This is a genomic window from Porphyromonas sp. CAG:1061 (genome assembly GCF_000435035.1).
GTDB lineage: Bacteria > Bacteroidota > Bacteroidia > Bacteroidales > Porphyromonadaceae > Porphyromonas_A > Porphyromonas_A somerae.
This window is the reverse complement of record NZ_HF988917.1, coordinates 20,037-31,220: the sequence shown is the minus strand read 5'-3', so window position 1 is coordinate 31,220 and position 11,184 is coordinate 20,037. Positions and strand designations below refer to the sequence as shown.

General features: G+C 46.9%; 10 protein-coding genes. All 10 read left to right on the top strand.

What is annotated here, in order from left to right; translation table 11 throughout:
• Positions 1–628 (top strand): TonB-dependent receptor domain-containing protein (locus tag QVO39_RS05195; RefSeq protein ID WP_353867185.1); only part of this gene is annotated, 628 nt, incomplete at its 5' end.
• Between the two features lie 13 nt (positions 629–641).
• Complete coding sequence (locus QVO39_RS05190) at positions 642–1,997, top strand: DUF4374 domain-containing protein (RefSeq protein WP_021903298.1); 1,356 nt, start codon at positions 642–644, stop codon at positions 1,995–1,997.
• Between the two features lie 216 nt (positions 1,998–2,213).
• Positions 2,214–3,614: a precorrin-3B C(17)-methyltransferase gene (cobJ, locus tag QVO39_RS05185; protein ID WP_021903297.1), complete on the top strand. Its 1,401-nt coding sequence runs from the start codon at positions 2,214–2,216 to the stop codon at positions 3,612–3,614.
• A gap of 12 nt (positions 3,615–3,626) precedes the next feature.
• Positions 3,627–4,811, top strand: coding sequence for a bifunctional cobalt-precorrin-7 (C(5))-methyltransferase/cobalt-precorrin-6B (C(15))-methyltransferase (locus QVO39_RS05180; protein WP_021903296.1), 1,185 nt, complete (start codon positions 3,627–3,629; stop codon positions 4,809–4,811).
• The gene (gene cobM / locus QVO39_RS05175) at positions 4,811–6,619 is read left to right on the top strand and encodes a precorrin-4 C(11)-methyltransferase (RefSeq protein WP_021903295.1); all 1,809 of its coding nucleotides are present in this window, start codon (positions 4,811–4,813) and stop codon (positions 6,617–6,619) included. The genes QVO39_RS05180 and cobM overlap by 1 nt, the downstream gene beginning before the upstream one ends.
• Complete coding sequence (locus QVO39_RS05170) at positions 6,616–7,302, top strand: precorrin-2 C(20)-methyltransferase (protein WP_021903294.1); 687 nt, start codon at positions 6,616–6,618, stop codon at positions 7,300–7,302. The genes cobM and QVO39_RS05170 overlap by 4 nt, the downstream gene beginning before the upstream one ends.
• Positions 7,299–8,417, top strand: coding sequence for an ABC transporter substrate-binding protein (locus tag QVO39_RS05165; protein ID WP_021903293.1), 1,119 nt, complete (start codon positions 7,299–7,301; stop codon positions 8,415–8,417). The genes QVO39_RS05170 and QVO39_RS05165 overlap by 4 nt, the downstream gene beginning before the upstream one ends.
• An 11-nt stretch (positions 8,418–8,428) precedes the next feature.
• Positions 8,429–9,469, top strand: coding sequence for an iron chelate uptake ABC transporter family permease subunit (locus tag QVO39_RS05160; RefSeq protein ID WP_021903292.1), 1,041 nt, complete (start codon positions 8,429–8,431; stop codon positions 9,467–9,469).
• The gene (locus QVO39_RS05155) at positions 9,469–10,455 is read left to right on the top strand and encodes an ABC transporter ATP-binding protein (RefSeq protein WP_021903291.1); all 987 of its coding nucleotides are present in this window, start codon (positions 9,469–9,471) and stop codon (positions 10,453–10,455) included. The genes QVO39_RS05160 and QVO39_RS05155 overlap by 1 nt, the downstream gene beginning before the upstream one ends.
• The coding region (locus tag QVO39_RS05150; RefSeq protein WP_288171797.1) for a precorrin-6A/cobalt-precorrin-6A reductase at positions 10,452–11,184 on the top strand (733 nt) is incomplete at its 3' end. The genes QVO39_RS05155 and QVO39_RS05150, both read left to right, overlap by 4 nt.

Sequence of the window (11,184 nt, the reverse complement as noted above, 5' to 3'; positions counted from 1 at the left end):
CCTCAACCTTGCCCTCTATGGGGCTTGGAGAATTAATAGTAACCACTCTATCAACTACGAGGGGACCTTTTTCATGCGCGATGTAAAAGATTATATCCGAAGGGATGTCATTAGCGAAGGATTAGGTGCCTATAAAAATGTAGGGGCAGCACGAGTGTTTGGAGGTGAGATTGATCTCAAGTATCGATATAAGAATCTGATTGACTTCGGGGTGAATGCAACCTACGTCGATGAAAGGAATAGAAGCGAGAAGCTTCCCGATGGTCGAATAGATATCACCTACAATAACAGGATACCCAACAAACCATTTTTCTACACCAATAGCTCGCTAGGAATTAATTTTCAGGAGCCTTTTGGTCTGAAGGAAAGTGATCTAAGGATTAATGCCTCGTATGGATATGTCCATTGGTTCTATCTTTCATGGGCGGCTCTAGGCTCTAAAAGCTCTAAGGCTATTATCCCCACCCAATCAACCACCGACATTGGTGCTACCTGGTCTTGGAATAAGGGCAAGCAGAAATTATCCATTAACTGCAATAATCTCTTTGATCAGATCAATTACGATAACTATATGCTTCAGAAGCCAGGACGCTCTCTCTTCTGTAAACTTACCACATTCTTTAATTAAACAGATAACTTAAATGAAACGCAAGTCAATTATCCAACTATTAGCCATCCTAGTGATCGCTTTAACCACAAGCTGTGGCAGTAACGATACCCCTAAAGGTAAAGATCCGAAGAAACCTGATGTGCCAGAGCTACCAGAGCATCCAAAGGATCCTGAGAATCCAGAAAAGCCAGCTGAAGACCTATATGATATGTGGTTGGCAATTGGAGAAGGTACCTCATCAACTAAAAAGCAAGATCCGCATGTGGTTAAGAAAATACCGACCCTACTCGAAGGGGAGTATGATATCAGGAAAAAAGGTGCAGAGACTTTGCTATCAGGTATCACTCCTTTTGTTATCTACCACAAAGGCTATTACTACAGTATTAGCCGAGAAAATAACTTTGGCAAGTATAAAATCACTGATGCTGGAGTGGAAACCATTAAAATATTCCCAATGCCAGAACTCTCTGACCGGAGGTTTGCTCATGAATGGCTAGATGACAATACACTTGTGCTTATTGGTGCTCCTGAAAGCAAAGATAAAAAAGCACCTAAAAAGCATAAAATGAATTGGGTTAAGATCAATACTGAGAGTATGGAAGTCATAGCTAAAGGGACACTGGACTTCCCAGAATTAGGCAAGATAGCAGAGGACGAATTATTCTCTTCCTGTGGGCTATTGGCATACCGAAAGGCTGATAACAAGTTGCTTTTCAACTTCAGGCATGAGGATAAGAAAAAGCCAAAAATGGGTCTGGATAGCCACAAAGCATTCTTTACCGCTACAATTAATCCCGACAATATGGCAGTGGAGCATATCTACAAGGAGACGCGTGTAGATCGCCCAGGATCAGTATCTTTTGGGTCACTCAGACAGCAGAATGGTTTCTTTATGCCAAATGGAGACTACTATATGCTGTGTAATACGGTAAGAGATGATGCCACTTCATCTACGAAGCAGCATGGACACATCTTGCGTATTAAAGCAGGTGAGTTTAGAACCGACCCCAACTATAAACTTGACATCTTTGATGAGAATAAGATTCTGACTATTCACCACATGAGAGGGACCAAAGTGCTTGCTTACTTGGAGAGTCCTAAAAATAAAGCTGACAAAAATAGTTGGACAGTGCCTAGAAGATTTATTTGGGCGGTGATAGACTTAACCCCAGGAGGTGATCAGTACCGTATCAAGGAGATTCCAACAAGCCAAGGTGGCAATTACTCAGAACTTATCGTGGTAGAAGAGGACTACGCCCTTCTTGGTATCAGCGATGACACTCAGACTAAATTCTATAAGTATGAATTTGCGACAGAAAAGGTGACTGAGGCAGCCAAACTGAAGCCCGGTTTCTTTGCAGATCGTATCATAAAACTAGATAGATAATTAGATATCAATGACCTCACCCCACCACCTACCGAACCAATTAGGTAGTGGTGGGGTTTTGTTGATATAGGAAAGAGTTTTGTTTGGTACCTAAAACATTTTTGTTTGATACCTAAAACATTTTGCTTTGATACGAGAAACCCTTAGCTTTGTTAAGTGAGGGCAAAAGTATAGATAGTTGTTTAATTGATAGAGTTTAATTGATAAATAAATGTGATGGGAAAGATATATGTGATTGGAATAGGTCCGGGTAGTGAGCGCGACCTGACCATTGGGGCAAGGGATATTTTAGGCAAGGTGGATGTAGTGGTTGGCTACAAGTACTACTTCCAGTTTGTCTCGCACTACCTCCGACCTGATACAGAGTGTGTAGATACAGGAATGCGTCAGGAGACGGCAAGAGCTAGAGAGGCGTTTAGGTTTGCCGATGAAGGTAAGGAGGTGGCTGTGATTAGTTCTGGAGATGCTGGCATTTACGGTATGGCTCCCCTTATCTATGAGATGGCGGAGGAGCTGAAGAGTGATATTGAGATTGAGGTACTCCCAGGCATTTCAGCCTTTCAGACGGCGGCCTCTATATTGGGGGCTCCCATTGGTCACGACTTCTGTATCATCTCGCTTTCCGATCTTATGACGCCGTGGGCAAAGATTGAGCGAAGGATCATCGCTGCTACCGAGGCGGACTTTATCACAGCGATTTATAATCCTAAGAGTGTCAAGCGGTACTGGCAGATTGAGCGACTACGCGAACTATTCTTGAAAGAGCGGGACGCTAATACTCCTGTGGGCATTGTTCGCCAAGCTGGCCGTGAGGATCAAGAGGTGACCTACACTACTCTTGCAGAATTTGATGCAGAGCAGATTGATATGTTTACCATGGTGATCATTGGAAATAGCCAGACGTTTACGACCCGCAATCGTATGATTACGCCTCGTGGCTACTATCGTGAAAAAGCGGATAAAGATACCAAGCTAGGTCAGCAAATTATGATCGAGAGCTTCCGAACGATAGAGTCTCAGCTCAAGAACCCTGAGATTCCGCTGGATCACAAATGGGCACTACTTCATGCGATCCATACCACTGCCGACTTTGAAATGGAGCAGATATTCTACTCCGACCCCGATGCTGTCAAGAGACTGCATGAGGCGTGTGTTTCAGGGAAAATCAAGACCATTATTACTGATGTTACGATGGTCACCTCTGGCATTCGCAAAGGAGCCCTTAAAAGATTGGGCATTGAGGCTAAGTGCTACCTCTCTGACCCTCGTACCAAGGAGATGTCGGATCGTCTAGGCATCACCCGCACCCAAGCTGGTATTCGCCTGGCAGTGGCAGAGCACCCAGATGCCCTCTTTGCATTTGGTAATGCACCGACTGCTCTACTAGAATTGGCAAGTTTAATCCGGAAAGGAGAGGCAAAGCCTATGGGGATTATTGCAGCTCCAGTTGGGTTCGTACACGTTTGCGAGTCGAAGCATGCGGTGAAACCGTTCCGCAACATTCCTAAACTGATTATTGATGGTCGCAAAGGAGGGAGCAATCTTGCTGCAACGCTATGCAATGCGATTCTCACCTTTGATGATGCAGAGGCACTAAGACCAGGTCGCGACGTATAACCTCTTCCTCCTATGAAGATTACGATAATAGGCATAGACGACAATCGGGAGCAGTTTTTCCGCCCTGAAGTGCTCAAGGTACTTCAGGAGGGTTACCACTTCTCAGGAGGAAAGCGGCACTACGAGATTATCAAGCCTTACCTTCCGAGCAAACACGAATGGATAGAGGTGGTGCCTCCGATGGGAGCGTTGATGGAGCAGTATCGCCAACTTGATGATCTGGTGGTCATTGCGTCATGCGACCCCCTTTTCAATGGGATTGGAGAGACCATTATGAGGCATATTCCTGAGGCGACGGTAAAGGTTTACCCTAGTTTTCACTCTCTGCAAATGCTGGCTCACCGTGCCCTATTGCCTTACCAGAATATGCACGAAGTAACCCTTACGGGGCGTCCTTGGCATGAGTTTGATAGAGCACTTATCCAAAGGGAATCGATGATTGGATTACTTTTGGACCGCAAAGAGCACACTCCTACTACGGTGGCTCAGCGTATGCTCGACTATGGGTATGATAATTACAAGGCTTACGTAGGCGAACTGCTTGGAAATAAGGAGGAGGAACGGGTGAGTGAACTGTCGCTCTCGGAGGTGGCGGAGAGGGAATTTAGCTATCCCTACAATATGATATTGGTGGAGACAAGGCCGAGGCAGAAGTACTTTGGGATACCGGATGAGGAGTTTCACCTCCTCAATGGTCGGGCTAAGATGTTGACCAAAAGCCCGATTAGATTACTCTCTCTTTCTATGCTTGAGCTGCATAATCGCCACGTCTTTTGGGATATCGGTAGTTGTACCGGCTCAGTCTCTATTGAAGCGAAGTTGCAATTTCCCCACCTTAGAATGGTAGCTTTTGAGATTAGGTCTGAAGGGGCGGAGTTACTTTTCTCCAATAGCAAGAAGTTTGGCACTCCAGGCATCGACTTTAGAGGTGGCGACTTTTGCGAGGTTGAGATGGGTGATTTACCAAAGCCAGATTGTGCTTTTATTGGAGGTCATGGCGGAAAACTGGTGGAGATCGTGCAGAAAGTTTGGCCGTTATTGCCAGAGAAGGGACTCTTGGTCTTTAACTCAGTTTCGCAAGAGAGTCAAGATCTATTCAGAGTGGCCATTGAGAAGGTATCTGGCACCATCATAAAAGAGGTGGAAATCTCTATAGATAATAACAACCCAATAAGGGTGATGAAAGCAATAAAATGATGAATCAAAATATAGGCATTATAATCCTCTCCGAGGTAGCGAAGGAGAAAGCACTCCAACTTCATTCCGAATTGGGAGGAAAGCTATATAGCACCAGAGAACTAGAGGGTTTTGAAAAGATTGAGGACCTTCAGGAAGAGACGGGGCAAATAATGGAGAAGCACGACCTAGTCGTTTTCTTTTCTGCAATGGGAATTTGCGTGCGGAGCATTGCCCCTTATCTCAAGGATAAACATACCGATCCAGCGATTATATGTATTGATACCACTGGTAAATATGTCATATCCGTGGCATCGGGGCACATTGGTGGAGCCAATGAATGGGCTAGCCGAATTGCTTCAGTACTGGGAGCAGAACCCATCATCACTACGCAAAGTGACCGACAGGGGCTTTGGGCGCTGGATACTCTGCCTAGACAGTTTGGCTGGAAATTGGAAACGGTAGGGGCGACTCTCAATGAGGCGATTACCAAGTTTGTAGATGGTGTTCCAACCGCTCTTTTGCTAGATATGCGATGCGACTACCTAGAGCGTACGAAGCCCAGCTTTGTAGATGTCTATTATCATCTGGAAGACTTGGATATCTCCAAGTATCAACTGCTTATTGCGGTGACTCCAAGAGAGCTTTCTGACCTTAGTATTCCACAAATTCTTTACCGCCCTCAAGTGCTACACTTAGGCATCGGGTGTCGTCACAAAGCCAATCCTCAGGGGGTCAGTGAGTACATTCTCCAGCAACTTCATACAGCAGGTTTCTCGGAGCTCTCCATAGCGAGTATCAATAGCATTGAGCTAAAAAGAGGCGAACCAATTATTGAGGGACTTGGGGAGAAGCTGGGGGTAGTGCCACAATACTACTCGGCCGATCAACTTGAGGAGATAGAGGTGCCCAATCCTTCTAATAAAGTAAATGAGGTGACCTCCTCGCCCAGTGTTTCTGAAGCATCAGCTCTTCTTGCTTCAAATGGCGGAGTGCTGGTTATTGAGAAACAAAAAGGGAAACTATCTGAGGGCAATGACTTCACCTTTGCCCTAGCGATTGATGCCAATGCCCTACCCCATGGACACATAGAGATTGTGGGGGCAGGTCCTGGTGATCCGGAGCTTATTTCTGTGCGAGGAAAGCACTTCCTACAGCAAGCCGATTTAATCCTCTATGCAGGTAGTCTGGTACCAATTGAACTCACCTATTACGCCAAACCAGGTGCTACAGTTCGGAGCTCTGCCGACATGAATTTGGAGGAGCAATTTGCCCTTATGAAGGAGTTTTACGACCGCCACTGCCTGATTGTACGTCTGCATACGGGCGACCCTTGCATCTACGGCGCCATTCAGGAGCAGATGGCACTCTTCGACGAAGCAGGAATGAGCTATCACATCACCCCTGGCATTTCATCTTTTCTTGCAGCAGCAGCGGAATTGAGGTCTCAATTCACCATTCCGGAGAAGGTGCAAAGCATCATCCTCACCCGTGGAGAAGGGCGAACTCCTATGCCAGAGAAAGAGCAGCTACACAAGTTGGCAGCCTCTCAAAGCACTATGTGCATCTACCTCAGCGCCACCTTGGCAGAAAAGGTGCAGAGCGAATTGCTGGTACACTACCCACCTGAGACGCCCGTAGCAGTTTGCCACAAACTCACGTGGAAAGAGCAAAAGATCATCAGAGGAGAGCTACGAAACCTGGCACAAATCATTCGGGACAATAAGTTGACACTCACCACACTAATCGTAGTGGGTGAGGCGATTGATAATCGCCAAGGCTTGTCCAAACTCTATAATGATTCATTCAAACATCTATTCCGGAAATGAGTTCGATTAAAATCATATCTCTAGGGAGTGGGGTCCCTGATAATATCACACTAAGAGCTTTTACTGCGTTAAAAGAGAGTGATATTATCTTTGCTCCTAGTGGGGAAGCGGTGAGAGTGCTAGAGCGACTGAAGCCGCTCGAGGATATTCTCCTAAAAGTAGAGCAGTTTGATATCCCGATGAAAAAGGATCCAAGTTTGGCTGTAGGAGTGTACGACAAAGTCACTCAAAGGCTTTATGATCTTTATAAGGAGGAGCAACAGGTTTCTCTCGTCACTATTGGTGATGCCGGCATTTACTCATCTGCCTTTAAGATCGTTGCTGAGCTCACCAAATGTGGTGCAAAAGTGGAGGTGCTACCAGGCGTCCCATCATTTGTCGCTGGTATGGCACAAGCTATGGTACCTCTTGTAGAGCAAGGGCAAAACCTCACACTCCTCTCCCAAATCAACACCCCCTCCGATGTGCTCACTCCTCTTGCCAATGGTTCGGTTGTTGCCATCATGAAGTTATCCCTTTACCAGGAGAGCATCAAAGAGTTGCTCCGCCAAGGTAACTACCCATTTACCTATATGGAGTGGCTTGGAGATGAGAAGCAATTCCTCACCTCGGATCTGGAAAGCTTTCTCTCTCGCACTTGCCCCTATTTTTCTATCATTGTCATAAAACCTCAAAGCGTATGAAGCGTATTCTCATCTTATTTCTCACTATGATAGCTCTTTGGTCTTGTAAAGAGGATCAAAGCAACCAGAGCGAACAGCTCGAATCAGTAGATTATATCAAGTATGCCAAAGGATTGAACATCCAAAAAGGGGAGGGCTACACCTTGGTAGATATGACCGATCCTGCCAATGAAAACGAACAGATTTGGAAGTATGCCTTGGTTCCAAGAGGCACACAACCCAAAGGAATCCCCAATGATTATATAGTGATTGAGACGCCAGTGAGGCGTGCAATTGTTATGACTACTCTCCAACTCTCCAACTTTATCAAGCTCGATGCAATCGACAAAGTGGTGGGAATGCCTAGCACACGCTTTCTTTTCAACGAACAGATGAAAGCACAATTGGCAGATGGTCGTAGCAAACGCATTGGCATTGAAGGGAACTTTGATACCGAACTCATTATGGCGATCCAGCCTGATATCATCCTTGTTTCCCCCTTTAAGCGAGGGGGCTATGATGTGCTACAAACGCTCGGCACTCCATTAGTTACTTTTCTTGGATATAAGGAGCTAACCCCTCTTGGACAAGCTGAATGGATCAAGTTTATTGCCCTACTCCTTGACGATGAAGAGCGTGCGGAGACGATATTCAGTGGCATAGAGGAGCGATACAACGCCCTAAAAGCTTTCATTCCAGAGGATATTGAACGACCAAAGGTACTGAGTGGAGAGCTCCACGGTGGCAACTGGTATGTAGTGGGTGGCGAAAGTTATCTTGCCCACCAGTTCACCGATGCCGGGGCTGAATACTTTATGATGGACAACGAAGAGTCAGGTGGCTTCTACGTGGACTTTGAAACCGTTTACGCACAAGGTGCCAATGCCGACTTTTGGAGAATTCTCAATAGCTATCCAGACAAATATAGCTACGAGGTACTAGATAAGACTGATAGCCGCTACCGCGACTTCAAGGCATTTAAGGATAAGAAAGTGGTCTACTGCAATCTCTCCGAGCGTCCCTTCTACGAGCTATCGCCCGTAGAGCCAGATGTGGTATTGGCCGACCTTATCAAGGCCTTTCACCCACAATTACTTCCAGATCACCAGCCTGTTTTCTATGAAGTATTGAAGTAATACCTATTCGTATGGCTACCAAACGCAATATTATTCTTTTTGTACTGGGTATCATCTCCATACTCCTCTTTTTCCTACTCAATCTAGCCCTCGGTACCATTCCAATACCCACGCTAGATGTCTTCCGCATACTGATTGGGAAGGAAACCAGCGGAGGCGAGATATGGAATAATATTATATGGAAAAGTCGCTTTCCACAAACCATCACCGCCTTCATTGCTGGTGCTGCGCTCTCTATTAGTGGACTGCAGATGCAAACCGTATTCCGCAATCCCCTTGCTGGTCCTTCTGAGTTGGGTATTAGTTCTGGTGCGAGCTTAGGAGTAGCCACCTTGATACTCCTCTCGGGAAGTATCAGCCAAAAAGCCCTCACCCGCATGGGTTTTATTGGAGAAATGGCCGTATCCATTGCTGCGATCATAGGGGCAATGGCAGTGATGGTGCTAATCATTCTCATCTCCAAAAAGGTGCGAGGCAATGCCATATTACTGATTATGGGTGTCATGATCGGCTATATTGCCAATGCCATCATCGGGGTACTTAAGTTCTTCAGCAATGATGAAGATGTTCGCAGCTACGTCATCTGGGGCCTTGGTAGCTTCTCCAAGGTGAGTGGAGATCAAGTCTACACCTTCGTCATCATCATGCTGATCCTAATTCCCCTCTCATTTCTTCTTATCAAGCCACTCAACTTACTCCTCCTTGGCGAAAACTATGCCCGCAACTTAGGTCTCAATTACACCAAGGCACGCAATGTCATCATCTTCTGTTCCTGCGTCCTTACCGCCATTGTCACCGCCTATTGCGGTCCGATCGTATTCCTAGGCATGGCTGTGCCTCACCTTTGTCGCACCCTCTTCTCCACCTCCAACCACATCATATTGGTGCCAGCGGTGACAGTGGTAGGGGCTTCGCTTTCGCTACTTTGCAACCTCATTGCTCGCATGCCAGGCTTCGAAGGGGCACTCCCCATCAACTCCGTCACCGCCCTAATCGGTGCTCCAATAGTGATATCCGTCTTATTTGATCGCAGAAGAACTGAGATAATATGATGAAGACTATTGCACTTAGGGACTTGTCCATTGGATACAAGCAAAAGAATGGGGAGAAGGTTGTTGCCAAGCACCTCACCGCCTCAGTCAATGCAGGCGAACTGACCTGCCTCCTTGGCTCCAATGGAGTGGGAAAATCCACCCTACTCCGCACCATTGCCCGCTTCCAGCCCAAGATAGCAGGAGAGGTATTGGTGCAAGATAAAGATATCAACCAGTACAAAGAGAGCGAACTATCCAAAGTAGTCGGCGTAGTACTCACTGAAAAGGTAGATGCCAATAACATGACCGTCCATGAGCTCATAGCCCTCGGAAGAAGCCCTTATACCGGCTTCTGGGGTCGCCTTGCTTCTCAAGACCGCCAAGCTGTAGATCTGGCCATTCAGCAGGTTCGTATCGAAAAACTGCGAGATCGCATGGTACACAGTCTGAGCGATGGAGAGCGCCAAAAGACCATGATCGCCAAAGCATTGGCTCAAGAGACCCCCATCATCATCTTAGACGAACCTACCGCCTTCCTCGACTTCCCGTCCAAAGTAGATATGATGCAACTCCTGCACCGCCTCTCTCGAGAGTTGAATAAAACCATATTCCTCTCCACTCACGACCTGGAGCTCGCCCTCCAAATTGCAGATAAAATATGGCTGATGGACGACGAGCGTCACCTCCATATCGGCACCCCTGAGGATCTAGCCCTCTCCGGAGTGCTCAGTCGTTTCTTCGAACAAAAAGAGATCATCTTTGACCAAACCACCGGCCTCTTTCGCATCGAAAATGATTACGACCGACGCATCAAAGTGATCGGTCACGGCCACCTCTTCTCCATGGTTCGCAAGGCACTACTCCGCAACCGCATCTTAGCAGATCGTGAGGCAGAGACAGAGACCTACATTGATACCAGCGGAAGTAAGATAGTACTGCACCGCCCCGACACCCCTCCGATAGCTATTGATTCCATCGAAGAGCTCCTCCAAAGACTACTATGAATCTATTAATCTTAGGCGGAACCACCGAAGGTCGCAGGTGTGTAGAGGTGTGCGAAGAGGCAGGAGTACCATTTTACTACTCTACTTTTGGTAGCTCCCAAGAGATCACGCTACACAATGGGGTCCATATTACTGGGGGCAAAGACAAAGCGGAGCTTCAAGCCTTTTGTCAAGAAAATAGTGTAGGGCTCATCATCGATGCCGCCCACCCTTTTGCCACCAATCTACATAGTAATGTGGGTGCCCTTCACCGGCCTGTGATTAGGTATGAAAGGGAGTTCCCAGCCATTCCAGAGGAAGTGCAGCAAGTCTCCTCTTTTGAGGAAGCCATCGCTCTACTTCACCAAGCAAAGCCCTCCAAAGCACTCGCCCTCACCGGTGTGAATAGCATCGCCAAGCTACAGAGCTACTGGCAAGAGCACGAGACCTATTTCAGGGTGATGCCAATTGCCGAAACGGAGAAAACCATTGAGCGGACGGGTATTCCTCGTTCCCAAATCATTTACTACGATAAAGAGCTGAGCGATGAGGAGTTATTCCGCACGTTACAGCCCGACTTGATCATCGTAAAGGAGAGCGGTACCACTAGTGGCTTTACCGAAAAGGTCTCTGCAGCCCTCTCCTTAGGAATATCTGTCATCGCTATTACTCGCCCTTCCCTTGGTTATACCCCCAATCTCACCGTCACAGGAAAGATAGGGCTCAGGCGAGGGATAGAGCAGTTGCTCC

What these genes read in the sequence shown, in the direction of transcription:
- QVO39_RS05190 (WP_021903298.1), top strand. Translation starts at nt 642, where the DNA reads ATGAAACGCAAGTCAATTATCCAACTATTAGCCATCCTAGTGATCGCT.
- cobJ (WP_021903297.1), top strand. Translation starts at nt 2,214, where the DNA reads ATGGGAAAGATATATGTGATTGGAATAGGTCCGGGTAGTGAGCGCGAC.
- QVO39_RS05180 (WP_021903296.1), top strand. Translation starts at nt 3,627, where the DNA reads ATGAAGATTACGATAATAGGCATAGACGACAATCGGGAGCAGTTTTTC.
- cobM (WP_021903295.1), top strand. Translation starts at nt 4,811, where the DNA reads ATGAATCAAAATATAGGCATTATAATCCTCTCCGAGGTAGCGAAGGAG.
- QVO39_RS05170 (WP_021903294.1), top strand. Translation starts at nt 6,616, where the DNA reads ATGAGTTCGATTAAAATCATATCTCTAGGGAGTGGGGTCCCTGATAAT.
- QVO39_RS05165 (WP_021903293.1), top strand. Translation starts at nt 7,299, where the DNA reads ATGAAGCGTATTCTCATCTTATTTCTCACTATGATAGCTCTTTGGTCT.
- QVO39_RS05160 (WP_021903292.1), top strand. Translation starts at nt 8,429, where the DNA reads ATGGCTACCAAACGCAATATTATTCTTTTTGTACTGGGTATCATCTCC.
- QVO39_RS05155 (WP_021903291.1), top strand. Translation starts at nt 9,469, where the DNA reads ATGAAGACTATTGCACTTAGGGACTTGTCCATTGGATACAAGCAAAAG.